Genomic DNA, 18556 nt, shown 5'->3' with positions numbered 1-18556 from the left:
TGTTACCCCGCGTTTCTCAGTTTCATGGCCGTGTCGCAAACTTTCGCACACGGTAACCCCACGGCTTGTGCGACGTCGTTAGTGGTTTCGGACCGTAATCGAGCCACTACGCGCGTTTTCCGCGACGACCGCCGCGAACGCCTCGGCCAGCGGCCTCCACGAGGCCACCAGACCAGCTTCGGCCGCACTGACCTGCTCGTTCAACTCTTCGGCGGGGTGTGTTGTCAATTCCGTCGTCCATTGCGCGAAAATGGCGGGAGTGGCCTCCGGGTGGAATTGCACCCCCCACGCGCAGGGCCCCATGCGGAACGCCTGGTGGGGATACTGCGTGCCCGTGGCGATCAGGACCGCTTCGTCGGGAAGGACGGTCATCGCGTCCTGGTGGTACTGGATCGCCGGGACCGGGCCGGTCAGATGCCCGAGCAGCCGGTCGTCCGTCAATGGCACGATCTCGCCGAGCCCGACTTCGAGCCCGTTCGCGCCGCGCGTGACCTGGCCGCCGCAGGCGAGCGTCATGAGCTGGGCGCCCAGGCAGACGCCCAGGGTCGGCACCTCGTGCTCGACCGCGGCGCGCAGCAGCGCCCGGGTCGCGGGCAGCCACGGGTAGTTCGCGTCGTCCCAGGCCGACGCCGCGCCGCCGAGGACGAGCAGGCCGTCTCCGGGCTCGTCGGGCAGGGCCTCGCCCAGGTAGGGCCGGTGGACCACCACGTCGCCGAGCCACCCGGCGAAATATCCCAGACCGGCTTCGGCTTCGTGCTCGATCACGGTCACGCGCGCACTCACCCCCCGAGCATAAACAGGCCCGATCGTGGGACAGGATGGCGGGATGTACGTAGAGAACGTCCCCGTGCCCGGCGGCGAACTGCGCCTGGCCCGGTTCGGGAGCGGCCCCCGCCTGATCATCGCCGTGCACGGCATCACCGCGTCGCTGATGGCCTGGGCGGCCGTCGGCGAGGCCCTCCCGGAGGGCTGGACGCTGGCCGCGATGGACCTGCGCGGCCGGGGCCACAGCCGCGACGTCCCGGGCCCCTTCGGGCTCCAGGCGCACGCCGACGACGTCGGGCGGGTGGCGGAGCATCTGGGCGCCGACGAGACGACGGTCCTGACGGGCCACTCGATGGGCGCCTATGTGGCCGTGCTGCAGTCCGTCCAGCGGACCTACGCCAAGACGGTGCTGGTCGACGGCGGCCTGCCGCTCCCCCTGCCGCCCGGCCTGGACGTCGACCAGACGCTGGAGGCGACCCTCGGCCCGGCCCTCACCCGGCTTAGTCAGATATTTCCCGATGAAGATTCTTATGTCGCCTTTTTTCAACAACACCCTGCCTTGCAGGACTGGTCCCCCGCCGTCGACCGCTACGTCCGATACGACGTCCTCCCCGTCGAGAGCGGGGTCAGGTCACGCGCCGTCGAGAAGGCGGTGCGCGCCGACGGCCGCTGGTTGTTGTCGGAGACGGCCGCGATCAGTGCGGCCCTGCACGCCATCGGCCACCCGTTGTCGCTGATCAGGGCACCTCGCGGGCTGCTGAACCAGGAGGTGGGCCTGCTCCCCGACCCCCTGGCGGAGGCCTGGCGCGCGGAGCTCCCGGCGCTCGCCGACGAGGTGGTGCCCGACTGCAACCACTACACGATCGCGTTCGATCCGCGGTGTGTGCGGGTTCTGGTCGAACGTCTCACCGATATACGGCAATAGCCATTTCTGTTGCGCGCCGCAGGAAATTTCCTGAAACTGTGGCTGGCGCCAGGCTTTCCGGATCACTTGACGGGATTCGCATGCTTCCTGAGCACGACCTGACCTCCGATCTCGCGGCGACCCTGGCGCGGCTCACCGAGGAGGTCGGGCGGGAGCACGAACGCGCCGCCCACCGTGAGCAGATCATCGACCGGCTGCACGCCGAGAACCAGGAACTGCGCCACGGCCTGCTCCAGGAGGCGCTCACCCCGGTGCGCAACGGCCTCTACCGGCTCCACGACACGGTCACCCGCGAGGCGGCCCGGCTGGAGCCCGGCCATTCGCGCGCCCTGCTGGAGGCCATCGCCGAGGAGGTCGCCGAGGTGCTGGCCCGGACCGGCGCCGACCGGATCGAGGTGGCCGAGGGCGACGTCTACGATCCCGCGCTCCACCGGCCCGCGGGCACGGCCGAAGGCCCGCCGAACAGGGTCGTGAGCGTGGTCAGCGAGGGGTTCCGCGCCGGGGAGCGGGTGCTGCGCAAGGCGGGGGTCGTCATAGGAAAAGAGGAGATCTACTGATGGCCGTGCACGGCATCGACCTGGGCACCACCTACTCCTGCATCGCGAGCGTCGACGACGTGAGCCGGCCGACGGTCCACCGCAACGCCGAAGACGCCGACACGACGCCCTCGGTGGTGTTCTTCGAGACGCCCGAGAACGTCGTGGTCGGCCAGACCGCCAAGGACAGCGCGGTCCTCGAACCCGACCTGGTGGTCAGCCGCGTCAAGCGCGACATGGGCCTCGACGTCACCCGCACCATGCACGGGCGGCCCTACACGCCCGAGGAGATCTCGGCGTTCGTGCTCCGGAAGCTGGCCGCCGACGCCGAGATGGCCACCGGCTCCCGCGTCGAGGACGTCGTCGTCACCGTCCCGGCCTATTTCGGCGCGGCCGAGCGCGACGCGACCCGCAAGGCCGGTCAGATCGCCGGGCTCAACGTGATCGACATCATCTCCGAGCCGATCGCCGCCGCGATCACCTACGGCGTGCTCAACCCGGGCGAAGACTGCCGGATCCTCGTGTACGACCTGGGCGGCGGCACCTTCGACACCACCGTCATCACCCTGACCGGCGGCGACATCGAGGTCGTGTGCACCGACGGCGACCACGAGCTCGGCGGCGCCGACTGGGACGACCGCCTGGTCGAGCTGCTGGCCGAACGGTTCCGGCTGGAACACCCCGACGTGACCGACCCGCTCGACGACAAGCAGACCGAGCAGCAGTTACGCCGCGACGCCGAGGAGCTGAAGAAGTCGCTGACCTCGCGGACCCGGCACACCGTCCGGGTCATGCACGACGGCCGGGTGGCCAAGGCCGAGGTGTCGCGCGAGGACTTCGAGCGGCTCACCCGCGACCTGCTCGACCGCACGGTCGAGATCACCCGCCGGACCCTGGCGACCGCCCGGTCGAAGGGCGTCGAGTCGTTCGACCACCTGGTGCTGGTGGGCGGCTCGTCGAAGATGCCGTCGGTGGCCGAGGCGCTGGCCAAGGAGCTCGGGGTGCAGCCCCGGTTGCAGGACCCCGACCTCGCGGTGGCCAAGGGCGCGGCCCTCTACGCCTTCGAGGAGACGTACCGGCGGCTGCTGGCGGGCGGAGCCCGCGAACAGGCCGAGGAGATGGCCGCCCGCGCGGGCCTGAGCTCGGGCGAGCGGCAGCGCATCGCCGGGCGCACGATCAAGACGGTCGCCTCGCGGGCCTTCGGCATCAAGGCCGTCTCGGTGAACACCCGCCGCGAGTACGTCGCCCATCTGGTCCAGGCCAACGACCCGCTGCCCGCCGACGTGACCGAGGGGTTCGCCACCCTCGACGACTACCAGACCCGGGTCGCCATCGAGGTGATGGAGCAGGCCGGGGCCGAGGCGTCGGAGGCGGTCGAGGACAACAACCGCATCGCCGAGGGCGACCTGGCGATCCCACCGGGGAAACCGGCCGGGTTCCCGATCGAGGTGACGTTCACCCTCGACACCTCCGGGCTGCTCCACGTGACCGCGCGCGAGCACGAGACGGGGCAGCAGCTCGACCTGAACGTGCAGATCGGCGGCATGACGGAGGAGGACGTCGCCGAGTCGCGGGCGAGCCTGTCGCACCTGACGGTCAGCTGACCCCGCGATGCCCTTCGACGAGGCCCGCTACGTGCGGGAGGTGCTCGATCCGGCCCGCGCGGCGGGCGCTCCGCCCGACGACCTGCTGGTCCGGTACGCCCTGGGCCACGACCTGGCCGACGTCGGCGACGACGTGGGCGACACGGTCAGGGCCGTGCGGCAGTGCTGGCGGCGGCAGCGGAGCCAGCTCAAGTTCCGGCGGCTCGTCGACCGGCTCGAAGCCGACCACGCCCGGCTGGCCCCGATCTTCGACGCGGCGGCCGGCGGCGACCTCGGGCCGCTGCGGAGCGCGCTGGCCGAGGCCGGGGCCCGCGACCGCGCCAGGCTGGAGGAGGCCCGTCGGCGGCTCGACGACGCGGCCGGACGGCTGCGCATGGTCACCCCGGAGGTGGCCGACGGCATCGCCCGGTCGACCGGCTGCGACCTGGGCCCGCTGGCGCGTGAGCTGGGGGTCGCCGTCCAGGAGCCCGAGGCGTTGCCGGCCGTCTCGCCCTATGCCGCCTACGACCGGGTCCGGGAGGCGCTCGACACGCTCCAGGTGCGGCACCTGGCCGCCTTCGTACTCGGCGAGAGGGGGCCCTACCGGGTGCTGCGCCCGGGGAGCCTGCCGCTCGCGGCGGTGGAGGCCGACTGGCGGCGGCGGACGCGGGGACCGTGGACGACGGCGGCCGACACCCTGCTGACCGCGCTGAGGTCCGACCCGGCGGCGCTGATCCGCTACGACCTGGTGACCCGGTTGCGCGAACGGGTTCGTGAGCACCCCTACGACGACACCCTGCTCCGCCACGCCGTCGACGACCTGGGGCTGGAGGCCGCCGAGGCGCGGCGGCTGGTGTTCGCGGTCCGGCAGGAGACCGGGGTCGCGGCCGGGCCGCGGGCGCGGCTGCGGGAGCTGGCCGACGCCGGGGAGATCCACGCCGCCGCCGACCTGGCCGCCACCCTGACGGAGCTCGACGGGCCCGCCGCGGAGCTGGCCGCCGAGATCCGGGCCCGGCTGGCCGCCGCCGAGGCGCTGCGGGACAAGGCGCTGGCCGCCCGCGACTCCGACGAGGCCTGGCTCGCTTTGGCCGACGCGCTGCGCCGGGTGCCCGACCTGCCGGGGGCGGCCGATCTGCAGCGGCGGCTGGCCCCGCTGCCCGCCGAGGAGGTGACGGCCAGGGCCGACGGCGCGTCGGTGGTCGTCACGTGGCGGCCGTCGGGCTCGAAGGCGGGCGAAATATCGTACGAAATCCTGAGAAACGGCTTTCCCATCGACGGCGGCGAGCCGTTCCGCGTGACCGACCCGGCACCGCCGATCGACGAGCCGGTCGTCTACGGCGTGGTGGCCCGACGGGGTTCCGCCGCCGCCCGCGTGACCACCGCGCCACCCGTCACCGTGCGGCCCGAGGTCGCCGACGTGCGCGTGCGGGCGGGCGACGGCCTGGTCACCGGCCGCTGGACCCGGCCTCCGGCGGCGGCCGGAGTCGTGGTGACCCGCGACGGGACGCCGATCGAGCTCGACGGCGACGGCTTCGTCGACCGGAAGGTGCACAACGGCACCGGACACGTCTACCTGATCAAGGCGGTCTATTCGGGTGGGGTGACGACGGCCGGGGTCCGCGCCCGCGCCACCCCGCACGCCCGTCCCGTGCCCGTCGAGGAGTTCACCGTCGAACCCGCGCCCGACGGGCAGGTCCTGCTGCGCTGCGCGCCGCCGCCCGCCGGTCACGTGGAGTTCCGGCTGCTGGAGTCGGCTCCCCCGTGGCCCTACGGCACCACGGTCTCCCTGGCCGAGGCGCGCGCCACCGGCCGCGCCCTGGCGGTGCTGCCCGCGCCCGACGGCCACCTGGTCAGGGCGGCGTCGGGGGTGCTGCTGGCGCTGACCGTGGCGGGCGACCTGGCCACGATCGGCGGCGCGCGGGAGCACGTCAACCTGACCCCGCCGCGCTCGCTGACCGCCGAGCGCCTCGGCCGCACGCTCCACGTCGGGCTCGACTGGCCGGCCGACGTGCCCGAGGTCGAGGTGGTGGTGAACGGCGCGGCGACGCTGGTGAGCGCGGCGTCCTACCGGGCGCAGGGCGGGATCCGGCTCGACGTGGCCGAGGACGAACCCGTCACGGTCGAGGTGGTGCCGACGGCGCTGGTGGCCGGGGTGCGGCTGCGCGGGCCGGGCCTGTCCCGGTCGCTGGAGGCGGCGGCGACGGTGCGTTACGACCTGTCCCGGACCGGGCCGTTCTGGCGGCGGCGGCTGGTCGTCGAGGTCGACGCGGAGCGGCCGGTGACGCTGGCCCGGCTGGCGCTGGTGCTGCGGCCGGGCCGGGTGGAGCCGCTGTCGGAGGACCAGGGCACGGTGCTGGCCGAGTGGACCGGGGTGCGGACCCCCGCCCGGTTCGAGGTCGCCGCCCCCCGGCGGGCGAAGCCGTACTGGCTGAAGTGCTTCGCCCCGGGAGTCGAGCTGATCGGCCCGCCGGTGCGGCGGCTGAAGGCGGGGTCATGATCACCTGTCCGTACTGCTTCGCCCGGGTGGCCGAGGACCGGATCGCGTTCCGGTGCTCCGGCGGCTGCGATCCGGTGGCCGACGAGCTCCTCGGGAGGTTGCGGGGCGGCACTCCCCCGTCGCTGCCGCCGGTCTTCCAGGTGCGGCGGCCCGGACGGCGGGCCGGCTGCCCGGCGTGCGGGCGCGACACCGGTCGGCGGGTCTGCCCGGAGTGTCACAGCGGCCTGGCCGCCGAGTACTGCGCCAACCCCGGCCGGATCGTCGCCCTCGTCGGGGCCAAGGGCTCGGGCAAGAGCACGTACATCGCGGTGCTGCTGCACGAGCTGATGAACCGGGTGGGCGCCGAGCTCGACGCGTCGCTGGTGCCGTGCGACGACCGGACGATCGAACGCTACCGCCGCGACTTCGCCCGGCCGTTGTTCGGCGAGCACCGGCTGCTGCGGGCCACCCAGTCGGCGGTGACCGACACCCTGCGCGACCCGCTCGTCTATCTGCTGACCCGGACGGTGAAGGGCCGCTTCCGGAGCCGCCGGGCCGCGCTGACGCTGGTGCTGTTCGACACGGCGGGCGAGGACCTGCGCAGCCGCGAGGTGACCGAACGGCACCTGCGCTACCTGCGGGCCTCGGACGCCGTGGTGTTCCTGGTCGACCCCTCCTCGTTGCGGAAGCCGCCGGACGACCCCGACAGCGACCCCGACAGCGACCCGGTGAACGTGATCGCCCGGGTGACGGAGCTGCTGCGCACCGGGGACGGGCCGTTGAGGATCCCCGTGGCGGTGGCGCTCAGCAAGATCGACGTACTGCGGCGCGAGACGTCCTCGGCGCTGCACCGGTCGCGGGCCCCCTCCGGGGCCTTCGACCTCGACGACCACGAGGGCGTGCACGAGCAGGTCCGGGCGCTGCTGGAGAGCTGGCAGGCCGGGGGGCTCGACCGCTATCTGCGGCAGAACTACGCCGACTTCGCGTTCTTCGCGTTGTCGTCGCTCGGCGAGGTGCCCGGGGAGGCCGAGGTCGGCCCCGGCGGCATCCGCCCCTATCGGGTGGAGGATCCGCTGCTCTGGCTCCTGCACCGGTTCAAGATGCTCGACGGCGTGCGGAGGTAGGTCATGGCCTGGCAGCTCCACTACACGTCGGCCGAATCGGGACCCTCGGGCCGTTCGGGGTTCCAGGTGACCGCCGAGACCCCCGGCCTGCCGCCGGTCCTGCGGGAGCGCAGCGCGCCTTACCTGGTCTACCAGCCCCCGCCGGACGCCCCGCTCGCGCCGACCCCCGCCGAGATCGCCGCGTTGCCGGTCGCCATGGCCTACGGGGCCGGGGTGCTCGCCCGGTGCGTCTACCTGGGCCAGGACTATTCCGGACGTTATGGGAACTTCCTGGCGCACGCCGTGGTGCCGGGCGAGGGGGAACTGGTCGGGTTGCGGCCGATCGAGTTCTGGGAGGCGCCCTGGTGGGCCGCCCGGCCGTCCGACGGCCCGGAGTTGCCCCCGCTGGAGCCGTCGCCGGGCCCGTTCCTCGACCCCGAGGGGCTGGTGGCGTGGCTGGCCTCCCTCGGCCCCGACGCCTACGTGCGGCTCGGCGGGCTGCTGGAGGCGGTGCGGCTGTTCCTCACCCGGGGGCACGGGCGGCTGGTGCTGGTCAGCGCCGACGTGGCCGAGGTGGTGCGGTGGATCGCGGTGATCTCGTTCTCGCTGCCGTGGGCGTCGGCGATCCGGTTGTCGTTCGTGACGTACACGGCCGACCCCGCCTCGTCGGGCCAGGTCATCGCCGGGACCACCCCCGACGTGCGGATCCCGCCCGACGTCGACGCGACCGTCGTCCGGCTCGACGAGCCGCCCGCGCCGGTGCGGACCGGCCGCTTCGCCGGGACCGTCGCCGGGTTCTGGCGGCGCGGCGACCTCGACGGGCTCGACGCGCTCGGCGAACTGGGCGACGACCCCGAGACGGCGGCGGCGCTGCTGGCGCTGTGCCGGGGCGACCACACGGTCTCCCCCGAGGAGCAGACCGCCGTCGCCCGGTTGTCCATGGGCGGCCTGCCCGACTGGGCGTGGCAGCGGCTGGCGTCCCAGGCCGGGCTGCTGACCTACGACCTGGCCGCCGAGGTGGCCGTCCACGCCGCCGAGGGCGCGGCCCGGTGCGTGTCGCTCGCGCTGCGCGACCCGGCGCTGCCGTTGCCGGTACGGCTGCCGCCCCCCGGCCACGCGTCCGCGCTCGGAGCAGAGGCCACCGCCGCGTTGCGGTCGGCCGTCACCCCCGCCCAGGTGGCCGGGATCGCGCGGGTGGCCGACGCCTGCGACCTGCCGGTCGACGCGGCCGAGGTGGAGTCGGCGGCGGCGCGGGCCGTGCCCGGCAACCAGGAGGAGGCGGCGGCCGAGCTGGCCCGCGTCCCCTCGGCCTGGCGCGAGCCGGTGATCGCCGGATACGTGGCCGGCCTGGAGGCCGCCCCCGGCGAGGTTGGCGCCACCCTGTGCGGCCTGCTCGCCGGGGCCCGCCGCGACTGGCGCCGCGCCCCCCGCACCGGCGTGGCGGTGCTGCGCTGGCAGACGCTCCACGGGGGCCGCGACCGTGTCGAGACCACCGCCGAGCTCATGGACCGCGCGTTCGACGGCTTCCGCGAACAGGTCCTCCCGTCGCTCTGGACCGCGCAGCCGACGCCGGGCGAGATCGGCCGCCTGGTCGACCTGCTCGGCCCCCGCATGGACGCCAGCCCGACCCTGGGCGAACTCCCCGGCCGCGCGTTCGTCAAGGCGGGCCTGGCCAGCGGCGAGGCCCTGGCACTGGCCGAACGTGTCCGCGACGGCCTGCCCGGCTTCCCCGCCGACGACGCCGAGGCGACCCTGATCGCCGCCCGCCTGCCGTCGGCCCCCACGCCGGTGGACGCCGCCGGCGCGATCGACCGCCTGACCGACCTCACCCGTGAGGGCAACGCCGAACTCGCCGAACTGACCCGCGCGACCGCCGCGAAGGTGCTGGCCGCCCGCGACCCCCGCTTCCGCTCGACGGTCGCCAAGGCCGTCACCGACGCGACCCGCCGCTGGCTGATCCCCGAATGGCTCAAACCCCGCCGCAACCGCGACCAGCAGATGGCCCTCCTGGAGATCGCGATCAGGATGCGCGTCGCCGGGGTGATCGAACCCCGCCTGGACGCCTGGGCCCGCTCCGAGGTCAACAACTGGGGCCGCTTCGGCTCGATGGAGGCCCGCTTCAAACAGGACGCCGAACTGGCCGCCGGCCTGCGGGAACTGGCCGGCCAGCGGAGACGGCTGTTCGGGCGCGGAGAACGGTAGATGTGGTGGCTCGTCCTCGCCGGCTTCTGGCTCCTCGCCATGTGGGCGGCCTTCGCGTTCGTCTTCCCGGTCGTCTTCGCGGCGACCGTGGCGGTGGCGGTGCTGGGGGCGCTGGGGGCGTACTTCGCGACGGCGGCCCGCGTCCTGCTGCCCGACCGCGGGGTGCGCGCCCCGCCTGAGGGCGCCGAACCGGCGTACCGGCACTACCTGGTCTCCCAGGTCTGGCACGACTGGTGGTCGGTCCTGGCCGGGGCGGTCCCCCTCGTCGACGGGCGGGTCCGGCGGCTCATCCGCTTCCTGACCAGAGTGCTGATGTCGGACGAGCGCCGCTACGTGCTCTTCCCCCTGTGGCTGGCGGTCATGGCCGGCCTGCTGGCCGCCCTGTTGCCGCTGAGCGTGGTGGCGCTGCTGGTCACGGCGGCCTACCTGGTGACGGTGGTGGCCGGTCTGCTGGCCTGGCTGGCGTTCGTCGGCCTGCTGCGCGGGGTGGAGCAGTCGGTGATGCTGCTGCGGCGCATCCTCCAGGCCTGCCCCTATCCGGGGTGCTACGCGCGGATCGCCCGGCCCATCTACGCGTGCCCGTCGTGCGGGGCCCGGCACCGGGCGCTGCGCCCCGACCGGAACGGGGCCTTCCGGCACGTCTGCCGCTGCGGCGCGCGGCTGCCGACCACGATCCTGCTCGGACGCCACCGGCTGCGGGCCCTGTGCCCCCACTGCGGCCGGACGTTGCCCGGCAAGATCGGCAAAGTCCGGGTGGAGCCCGTCCCGCTGGTCGGCGGACCCGACGCGGGCAAGACGACGTTCCTGGCGGTGGCCGTCGACGCCCTGCGGGAGACGGCCGGGGCCGGCTTCGTCGACGAGGGCGACGAGCAGACCTTCCTCCGTCTGCGCCACCAACTGGCGGCCGGGACGATGACCAAGACGGGCACCCAGTTGCCGAAAGCGGTCATCCTGGACGTGTCAGCCCGGATCCTGTACCTGTTCGACCCCTCCGGAGAGCACTACACCGGGGCCGGCCGCGTCGAGGCGATGGGCTACCTGGCGCACGGCGAGGCGATGGTCCTGCTGATCGACCCGTTCGCGCTGCCCGCCGTCCAGGACAGCCTCGTCCCGGCCGACCGTGACCTTCTGGCGGCCTGGGGCGTGGTGCCCTCACGGGAGGACCCGGCCGACACGGTCCACCGGGTCCGCAACGAGCTCTCCACCCGCGCGGACGGGGGACGCCAGCGGCGGATCGCGGTGGTGGTGACCAAGGGCGACCTCCTCGACCGGACGACGACCGGGCGGGGGGCGTCGGAGGACCCTCGGGCGTGGCTGACGACCATGGGCATGGGGAACCTGGTCCGCGACCTGTCGAACCGGGGCTCGGAGGTGCGCTACACGACGTCGGGGCTGCCGCCGAAGCCGGACGAGATCGCGGGGCTGCTGACGTGGCTGACCGGCCTGAACGGCGACCGGAAGGTCGACCGGGCGGCCGGGGAACCGTGGCGGCCTCGCGCCCGGCCCGAGGGGCGACCTCCGCTGAGCTACACGGTGGTGCGACGGCTGCTGTTCGCGGCCAGCGTGTTGCTCAGCGTAGGAACGGTCGCCGGTTTGATCCTCTGGTACGTCAGCAGATGACTACGATCGAGTCGTGTACGTCACGGAGCTCAAGATCTCGAACGTCAAAGGCTTCACCGGAGCCCGTGACTTCGATCTGCGCCTGACCCGGCCCGACGGCAGCCACGCCGGCTGGACCGTACTGGCAGGCAGGAACGGCTCCGGAAAGACGACCATTCTGCGGGCGATCGCGCTCGCGCTGGCCGGGCCGGACGTGGCGTTGGGCCTCACCCTCGAATTCGAGAGCTGGGTCACCGACGAGTGTGCCCAGGCGACGGTGACGACCGGCCTCACCCAGGATGACGGCGACGTCTCGATCGACGACCGGCCCCTGCTGCCCGGGACCATGATTTCATGGCGTCGGCTCAGGAGCGGTCGCGTGGTGATGATCGGCCACGCTCCGGATGCCGAGCTCGGTCCCTGGGCACCCGATCTCCAGGGCTGGTTCCACGCGGGATACGGCCCCTTCCGGCGCCTGGTCGGCGGCTCGGCCGAGGCGCAGCGCCTGATGCAGCGGCCGGGTCAGATCTCCCGCCTCGCGACACTGTTCAACGAGGACGCCTCGCTCGCCGAAGGCATCACCTGGTTGATCGACCTGCACCTGAGACGACTCGAAGGCAACGAGCAGGCGGCGGTTCTGCTCACCTTCGCCCTGCGCCTCCTCGACGACGGGCTGCTTCCTGACGGCTTTCAGGTGGACGGCGTCGACAGCGACGGCCTGTGGGCACGCAGAGACGGCCGCCGGATCCCGATGCGCGAGATGAGCGACGGCTATCGCGCGGTCACCGCCCTGGTTCTCGATCTGGTGCGGCAGATGAGCGCCGCCTTCCCGGACGCGACGCCCAGCACGGCGATCACCCGATCAGGAGTCGTGCTCATCGACGAGATCGACGCCCATCTCCATGTGAGCTGGCAGCAGAAGATCGGCGGCTGGCTGAAGACCCACTTCCCCAACATCCAGTTCATCGTCTCGACGCACAGCCCCTATATCTGCCAGTCGGCCGACCCGGGTGGCCTGATCCGCCTCCCCGGAGTCGACGAAGACCTTCCACCGGCGGTCGTGGACGACGACCTCTACGAGCGCGTTGTCTACGGCAGCGGTGACGACGCCCTGCTCAGCGACCTGTTCGGCATCGAGACGCCCTACTCCCCCAGAGCCGAGGCCATGCGCAGGCGTCTGGTGGCCCTGGAGCGCGCCGTCCTCCGAGGCCAGGCCACACTGGAAGAGCTGGTGGAGTTCGAGGAGTTGCAGGAGACGCTGAACAGCTCCCTCATGGCCAGAGTCGACGAGATCGCGGCCCGGATCCGCCCGGCAGAATGATCCGCATCCATCGCGTGGAGTTACCGGAGAGTCTGGCCCAGGACCTCGCCCGTCGTACCGGCGGACTGTCGGCTGAGAAGCCGGCGCCGACCGGGCCCGAGCGGCCTGGAAATCCGCGAAGACCACCCGGAGCAAGCTGACCGGGCACCTCGTGGGGATGGCGACCGGCATCAGCCGGTGCATGTACTGCGGTGACAGCCTCGGCACCGCCATCGACCACTTCGAGCCGCTGCACGAGACCCCGCTACGCGCCTTCGACTGGCTCAACCACCTGCTCGCCTGTACTCACTGCAACAGCCACGGCAAGCGGGACCGGTTCCCCCGCGACGGCGTCGGCGCCCCTCTGCTGATCGATCCGTCGTCCACCGACCCGGCCGACCATCTGTGGCTCAGCCTGACCGGTGGCGAATACGAGCCGCTCACCCCACAGGGCCGGGCGACCATCGACGTGTTCGGCCTCAACCGTGCGGATCTGGCGAAGGGCCGGAGGGCGGCCTTCACCCGCACCAAATGCATGCTGAGGGAACTGGGCAGATGCGCGGGAGAGGAAGCCGACGAGATCCGTTCCTCGTTGTCCGCGCAGCCCTTCGCGGACGTGCTGGCCGCCATGATCACCGCGAGTGCTCTCCCGAACCCGCCCCGATTCCTGGGGGGACCGGAGGTCGTCGCCGTACTGAGGACCTACGGGATCAGACCTTGATCCCACAATGGAGGGGATGTCCCCTTCCCTCGCCCGCGCCTCCCTGCTCGGCCTCGCCCTCGGGCGGCGTCGTCGCCGCTTCGCCGGGGGTGGAGTTGCCCGGCGAGTGGACGGTGCGGTGTGAGCCCTTGCCCGGCTGGGCGGGCGTCTAGGTCGCGGAGAACGACGAAGGGCCGGCGCCAAGGCACCGGCCCCCGGTCGTGCCTAGAGAACGGGCAGGTAACGCCCCAGCTCGAACTCCGTCACCTGACGCCGGTACTCGCGCCATTCGGCCCGCTTGTTGCGCAGGAAGTAGTCGAACACGTGCTCCCCGAGCGTCTCGGCCGCGAGTTCGGAGTGCTCCATCGCCGTGATCGCCTCGTCGAGCGACTGCGGCAGGGGGTGGATGCCCAGCGCCCGCCGCTCACCCGAGGTCAGCGCCCACACGTCGTCTTCGGCCCCGGCCGGGATGTCGTATCCCTCCTCGATCCCCTTCAGGCCGGCCGCGAGGATCATCGCGTACGCCAGGTAGGGGTTGCAGGCCGAGTCGAGCGACCGGAACTCGATCCGGGTCGAGCCGCCCTTGTGCGGCTTGTACATCGGCACCCGTACCAGGGCCGACCGGTTGTTGTGCCCCCAGCAGATGTACGACGGCGCCTCGCCGCCCGCGCCCGCGATGGCCTCGGTGTCGCCCCACAGCCGCTTGTAGGAGTTGACCCACTGGTTGCACACGGCCGTGATCTCGGCGGCGTGCTTGAGCAGGCCGCCGATGAACGACCGGCCGACCTTGGAGAGCTGGTAGTCGGAGCCGGGCTCGTAGAAGGCGTTGCGGTCGCCCTCGAAGAGGGACATGTGGGTGTGCATGCCCGAGCCGGGGTATTCGGTGAAGGGCTTGGGCATGAACGAGGCCCAGACGCCCTGTTCGAGCGCGACCTCCTTCATGACCAGCCGGAACGTCATGATGTTGTCGGCGGTCGACAACGCGTCGGCGTAGCGGAGGTCGATCTCCTGCTGGCCGGGGGCGCCCTCGTGGTGGCTGAACTCCACGGAGATGCCCATGGCCTCCAGCATCATGATCGCGTTGCGGCGGAAGTCGTGGCCGGCGCTGTGGGGGGTGTGGTCGAAGTAGCCGCCGTCGTCGATCGGCTCGGGGCGCACGCCCTTCTCGGGGCGATTCCTGAGCAGGAAGAACTCGACCTCGGGGTGGGTGTAGAAGGTGAAGCCCATGTCGGCGGCCCTGGCGAGGGTGCGCTTGAGCACCCAGCGGGGGTCGGCGTGGGACGGGGAGCCGTCGGGCATGAGGATGTCGCAGAACATCCTGGCCGCGCCGGGGGTCTCGCTGCGCCACGGGAGGATCTGGAAGGTCGACGGGTCGGGCTTGGCGAGCATGTCCGACTCGTAGACGCGCGAGAACCCCTCGATGGCGGAGCCGTCGAAGCCGATGCCCTCGGCGAACGCGCCTTCGAGCTCGGCGGGCGCGATGGCCACGGACTTCAGGAAACCGAGGACGTCCGTGAACCAGAGCCGGATGAACCGGATGTCGCGCTCTTCTAGCGTGCGGAGGACGAATTCCTGCTGGCGGTCCAAGGCGACTACCTCACGAAAGTTCCATGTCTGGGCACCTACAGTGTGCCCCTTGTGTGTTTCACATACGTTACGCACCTGCCGTGAGGACACCCCGTCGCGCCTCAGGGACAAGTGGTGAATGCTCACCTACCGTGTCATCTTATGACCCCTGAGCTGCGCATACCTTCGGCTGCGGCCGTTCTGGCCCCGCTCGCGTACGGTCTCCCGCCGGTCCTCGGAGAGCCGGTCGAGTGCGACACGCGCGCGCTGGCGGCCTGGGCCGGGCTGTACGGGCTGTCGATCTCCCCCCGTCCGCAGCGGCTGGCCGCCCGGGTGCTGCCGGGCAACGAGCTGCTGGCCCGCTGGGTCACCTGGCAGCTCGCCTACGACGACTGGTGCGACGAGGGCAGCGGCAGCCGGGACACCACCGTGCTCGACCAGATGCAGGGCCGGCTGCGCGACGCCGCCCGGACCGGCCGGGCGACCGACGAGCCGCTGGTGGCGGCGTTCGCCGACCTGTGGCGGGTGACGGCGCCCGACATGAGCCCGGCGTGGGAGCAGCGGTTCGCGGCGCGGATGGAGGCGCAGGCGCAGGCCTGCCGCATGCAGGCGGTGAACCGGTCGATCGGGCGGGTGCCGTCGGCCGGGGAGTACCCCTCGCTGCGGCGGGACGTCTTCGCGGGCCCCGGCGCCGAGATCGTCGAGGGCTGCCTGCGGATCGAGGTGCCGGGACGGCTGCACGCCACGCCGCCGTGGCGGACGCTCGTGGAGGCCGTGGTCGACGTGACGGCCTGGTGCAACGACGTGGCCTCACTCGGCAAGGAGCGCGGCGACCCGCACAACTACCTGCGAGTGGCCGCCTCGCGGATCGGGGTGCCCGCCCCGGCCGAGTGGGTGGCCGACCGGATCGTGGAGCGGGCCGAGGACCTGACCGACGCGGCCAAGGCGCTGCCGGAGACATACGCGGAGCTCGGGGTGCCCGACGAGGTCGACAAGGTGGCCGCGGCGCTGTTCGGGGCGCCCCGGGCCTATCTGGAATGGCTGCTGGAGTCCCCGCGCTACCAGTGAAGATCTACGTAACGTGATCGCCGCGTGTCCCTATGTATCCGGCATGAGGCACGCGAGACGCCGTAAGAGGCCACGGGTGGTGTTCGCCGTCGCGGCGTTGGTGGCGGCGGCGGTGTTCGTCCAGCTCACCGGCCCGGTCTGCGCCTCGCCCGACCGGCGGGGGCGGGCCTACTTCTACGAGGCGCGGACGCCGGGGAACTGCTCGCTCCCCCGCCACGGCATGTTGTTCGCCTCGGTGTCGACGGCCGAGTACGCCGGGTCGGCCGCCTGCGGCGGCTATCTCGACGTGACGGGGCCGACCGGCACGGTCCGGGTGCTCGTGGTCGACCGCTGCCCGGCCTGCGGCCCGGGTGACCTCGACCTGTCGGCCGAGGCGTTCGTCAGCATCGCCGACCGCGGCGACGGCAGCGCCGCCATCGCCTACCGGGAGGTGCGCGACCCCGAACCGGCCCGGCGGCTGGCGTTCCGGGTGAAGCCGGGCTCGACCGTCCACTGGGCGGCGCTGCAGGTGCTCGACCACGGCAACCGGCTGGCGCACGTGCGGGTGCGCAGCGGGCCCCACTGGCGTGACCTGCGCCGGGGGGCCGACAACTACTGGGTGTTCCCGGCGGCGCCGGGGCCGGGGCCGTACACGGTGAGGGTCTCCGACGTGAACGGCGGGGAGGCCACCGTCACCGGCGTCCGGCTGCGGCCGGGCGCGACCCAGCGCTTCTCCCAGCGCCTCTACGGCACGCCCCCGCCGATCGTCCGGGCCATCACCACTCCGTCTGACAAAGCGTCACCCGAAATGCCGGAGATCTGCTGAACTTTCGCGCACCGGGCCCCGTCTCAGAAGCCGTGGAGCTGCCCGAGAGACAGACGACCGGCGTCTCTCCCGACGTGGAGACCCGGCCGAGGTGGATGCGACTGCCCGACCGGGCGGCCCGGATCCTCGCGGCGGGCATCGCGGGCGCCGCGCTCCTCCTGGTCGTCGCCGACCTCGTGATCGGCGAGCGGCTGCCGCGCCCCGCCGGCGGGCCGCTGCCGTTCGCGCCGCAGGACGTGATGGGGGTCGCCTTCTCCCTCTTCGGGGCGCTGCTGGTGCAGCGGCGGCCGAAACTGGTGATCGGCTGGTTGCTGACGCTGGGCGGGCTCGGCGCGGCGGCCAGCGTCGCCTCGGCCAACCTGGCCGCGCTGCCGGCCCGGACGGGCGGCCACACCGTGGCCGAGCCGCTCGGCGTCTTCTCCCACGTCTTCTCCCACGGCGTGTGGAACCTGACCACCTACGCCCTCGGCGTGCTGCTGCCGATGCTCTACCCGACCGGGGCGCTGCTGTCGAAGGCGTGGTGCTGGCCGGGCGGCTTCGCGGCCGTGGTGCTGGCCGCCGACTGGATCGTGCCGGGCACCGAGGTGCTGCCTCCCCTCGTCACCGCGGCGCTGCTGGTGGCCTTCTCGTCGCTGGTGATCAGGTTCCGGCGGGCCGAGGGCGACGAGCGGCGGCAGATCCTCTGGCCGCTGCTGGCCATCGCCTGCCTGAGCGTGCCGTGGATCATCGGCGGACCGGTCTGGGGCATCACCGCGATCACGATCCCGCTGATCCCCGCCGCGATCACGCTGGCCGTGCTGCGTTACCGGCTGTTCGGCATCGACACCCTGATCACCCGGGCGCTGGTCGGCGCCGGGATGGTCACCGTGTTCGCCTCCGCGTACGTCCTGGCCGGCACCGCCTCCAGCCTGTTCCTGGCCGAGGTCGACCGCTACTTCGGGCTGGTCGTGGCCCTCGGGGCCGGGGTGTTCTTCCACCCGATGAGGCGGGCGCTGCACCGGCTGGCCGACCGGGCCCTCTACGGCACCAGGGGCGACCCGGTCACGCTCGCCGCCGACCTGCGCCGGCGGCTCCAGCAGAGCGACCCCGTCCACGGCCTGCTGGCCACCCTGGAGACCATCAGGGAGGGCCTCGCGGTGACCGGCGCGGCCCTCGACCTCGACGGCGCCCGCACCCAGTGGGGCGAGTTGCCCGTGGTGGCCCGCCGGGTCGACCTCGTCTGGCACGGCGAACCCGTCGGCACGCTGCTCATCGGCCCGCCCGGACGCCGCCGCTTCCCCGCCGCCCACGACGAGCGGGTGATCGCCGGGCTGATCCCCTACATCGCCGACGCCGCCCACACCATGCGGCTGACCACGGCCCTGCGCCGGTCGCGGGAGCGCATCCTGACCGCCCGCGAGGAGGAACGCCGCCGGCTCCGCCGCGACCTGCACGACGGCCTCGGCCAGACGCTGAGCGCGATGGCGATGCGCATCACGATGGCCCGCATGAGCCTCAACGGCAGCCCCGAGACCGCCGACACCCTGCTCGCCGACCTCCGCTGCGGCATGGACGCCGTCTCCGGCGGCATCCGCGAACTCGTCTACGGCCTGCGCCCGCCCGCCCTCGACGAGCTCGGCCTGAGCGGGGCGCTCAAGGACCTCGGCCCCGACGAACTCGTCGTCGACGGCGACCTGACCGGCCTCCCGGCGGCGGTCGAGGTCGCAGCCTACCGCATCAGCCAGGAGGCCCTCACCAACATCCGCCGCCACGCCGCCGCGACGAGGTCGGCGATCACCGTCAGACGGGCCGGGGAACTGGTCCTGGAGATCCGCGACGACGGCACGGGCCTGCCCGCGGGCGCCCGTCCGGGCGTCGGCCTCTCGTCGATGCGCGAACGCGCCGCCGAACTGGGCGGGACGTGCGAGGTGCGGAGCTCCGCCGAAGGC

14 protein-coding genes are annotated in these 18556 nt (G+C 72.8%); 12 read left to right on the top strand and 2 right to left on the bottom strand.

Annotated features, from left to right (window positions below; all coding sequences use genetic code 11):
• Positions 1 to 78: 78 nt before the first annotated feature.
• Entirely contained in the window at positions 79 to 771 is a 693-nt protein-coding gene (locus AW273_RS34805; protein ID WP_063910210.1) for a type 1 glutamine amidotransferase, read from the bottom strand.
• Positions 772 to 826: 55 nt separating this feature from the next.
• Here AW273_RS34805 and AW273_RS34800 point away from each other — a divergent pair, with 55 nt between their 5' ends.
• The 9 genes from AW273_RS34800 to AW273_RS34760 all read left to right on the top strand — a co-directional run bounded on the left by AW273_RS34800 (position 827) and on the right by AW273_RS34760 (position 13210).
• Entirely contained in the window at positions 827 to 1690 is an 864-nt protein-coding gene (locus AW273_RS34800; RefSeq protein WP_062357824.1) for an alpha/beta hydrolase, read from the top strand.
• Positions 1691 to 1770: 80 nt separating this feature from the next.
• Positions 1771 to 2247: a nucleotide exchange factor GrpE gene (grpE, locus tag AW273_RS34795; RefSeq protein ID WP_062357821.1), complete on the top strand. Its 477-nt coding sequence runs from the start codon at positions 1771 to 1773 to the stop codon at positions 2245 to 2247.
• Positions 2247 to 3830, top strand: a complete 1584-nt coding sequence (locus AW273_RS34790) for an Hsp70 family protein (protein ID WP_062357818.1) — start codon at positions 2247 to 2249, stop codon at positions 3828 to 3830. Before grpE ends, AW273_RS34790 begins: the two co-directional genes overlap by 1 nt.
• Positions 3831 to 3837: 7 nt before the next feature.
• A complete protein-coding gene (locus AW273_RS34785) occupies positions 3838 to 6306 on the top strand; it encodes a fibronectin type III domain-containing protein (RefSeq protein ID WP_062357816.1) in 2469 nt (822 codons plus the stop codon).
• The gene (locus tag AW273_RS34780; RefSeq protein WP_062357814.1) at positions 6303 to 7409 is read left to right on the top strand and encodes a TRAFAC clade GTPase domain-containing protein; all 1107 of its coding nucleotides are present in this window, start codon (positions 6303 to 6305) and stop codon (positions 7407 to 7409) included. Before AW273_RS34785 ends, AW273_RS34780 begins: the two co-directional genes overlap by 4 nt.
• A gap of 3 nt (positions 7410 to 7412) precedes the next feature.
• The gene (locus tag AW273_RS34775) at positions 7413 to 9590 is read left to right on the top strand and encodes a GAP1-N2 domain-containing protein (protein ID WP_062357812.1); all 2178 of its coding nucleotides are present in this window, start codon (positions 7413 to 7415) and stop codon (positions 9588 to 9590) included.
• Positions 9591 to 11210: a TRAFAC clade GTPase domain-containing protein gene (locus AW273_RS34770; RefSeq protein ID WP_062357809.1), complete on the top strand. Its 1620-nt coding sequence runs from the start codon at positions 9591 to 9593 to the stop codon at positions 11208 to 11210.
• Positions 11211 to 11223: 13 nt separating this feature from the next.
• Positions 11224 to 12510, top strand: coding sequence for an AAA family ATPase (locus AW273_RS34765; RefSeq protein WP_062357807.1), 1287 nt, complete (start codon positions 11224 to 11226; stop codon positions 12508 to 12510).
• Between the two features lie 157 nt (positions 12511 to 12667).
• Positions 12668 to 13210: an HNH endonuclease family protein gene (locus AW273_RS34760; RefSeq protein ID WP_062357804.1), complete on the top strand. Its 543-nt coding sequence runs from the start codon at positions 12668 to 12670 to the stop codon at positions 13208 to 13210.
• Between the two features lie 204 nt (positions 13211 to 13414).
• Here AW273_RS34760 and glnA2 read toward each other — a convergent pair whose 3' ends face one another.
• Positions 13415 to 14776 (bottom strand): gamma-glutamylpolyamine synthetase GlnA2, encoded by a 1362-nt coding sequence (glnA2, locus tag AW273_RS34755; protein WP_062357802.1) that lies wholly within the window; start codon positions 14774 to 14776, stop codon positions 13415 to 13417.
• Between the two features lie 141 nt (positions 14777 to 14917).
• Between glnA2 and AW273_RS34750 the strand changes: the two genes are divergently transcribed.
• The 3 genes from AW273_RS34750 to AW273_RS34740 form a co-directional block, all read left to right on the top strand.
• Positions 14918 to 15823 (top strand): terpene synthase family protein, encoded by a 906-nt coding sequence (locus AW273_RS34750; RefSeq protein ID WP_062357799.1) that lies wholly within the window; start codon positions 14918 to 14920, stop codon positions 15821 to 15823.
• 43 nt (positions 15824 to 15866) lie between these two features.
• Positions 15867 to 16628: an expansin EXLX1 family cellulose-binding protein gene (locus AW273_RS34745; protein ID WP_157556462.1), complete on the top strand. Its 762-nt coding sequence runs from the start codon at positions 15867 to 15869 to the stop codon at positions 16626 to 16628.
• Between the two features lie 32 nt (positions 16629 to 16660).
• The coding region (locus AW273_RS34740; protein WP_062357794.1) for a sensor histidine kinase at positions 16661 to 18556 on the top strand (1896 nt) is incomplete at its 3' end.

It is taken from the genome of Herbidospora yilanensis, assembly GCF_001570565.1.
Taxonomy (GTDB): domain Bacteria; phylum Actinomycetota; class Actinomycetes; order Streptosporangiales; family Streptosporangiaceae; genus Herbidospora; species Herbidospora yilanensis.
The sequence above is the reverse complement of the archived record's forward strand: the minus strand, read 5'-3'. Positions and strand labels throughout refer to the sequence as shown.

Bases quoted from the DNA above. Each gene is read 5' to 3' on its own strand.
- grpE (WP_062357821.1), top strand. From the start codon at position 1,771: ATGCTTCCTGAGCACGACCTGACCTCCGATCTCGCGGCGACCCTGGCG.
- AW273_RS34780 (WP_062357814.1), top strand. From the start codon at position 6,303: ATGATCACCTGTCCGTACTGCTTCGCCCGGGTGGCCGAGGACCGGATC.
- AW273_RS34750 (WP_062357799.1), top strand. From the start codon at position 14,918: ATGACCCCTGAGCTGCGCATACCTTCGGCTGCGGCCGTTCTGGCCCCG.
- AW273_RS34775 (WP_062357812.1), top strand. From the start codon at position 7,413: ATGGCCTGGCAGCTCCACTACACGTCGGCCGAATCGGGACCCTCGGGC.
- AW273_RS34770 (WP_062357809.1), top strand. From the start codon at position 9,591: ATGTGGTGGCTCGTCCTCGCCGGCTTCTGGCTCCTCGCCATGTGGGCG.
- AW273_RS34745 (WP_157556462.1), top strand. From the start codon at position 15,867: ATGAGGCACGCGAGACGCCGTAAGAGGCCACGGGTGGTGTTCGCCGTC.
- AW273_RS34800 (WP_062357824.1), top strand. From the start codon at position 827: ATGTACGTAGAGAACGTCCCCGTGCCCGGCGGCGAACTGCGCCTGGCC.
- AW273_RS34760 (WP_062357804.1), top strand. From the start codon at position 12,668: ATGGCGACCGGCATCAGCCGGTGCATGTACTGCGGTGACAGCCTCGGC.
- AW273_RS34790 (WP_062357818.1), top strand. From the start codon at position 2,247: ATGGCCGTGCACGGCATCGACCTGGGCACCACCTACTCCTGCATCGCG.
- AW273_RS34785 (WP_062357816.1), top strand. From the start codon at position 3,838: ATGCCCTTCGACGAGGCCCGCTACGTGCGGGAGGTGCTCGATCCGGCC.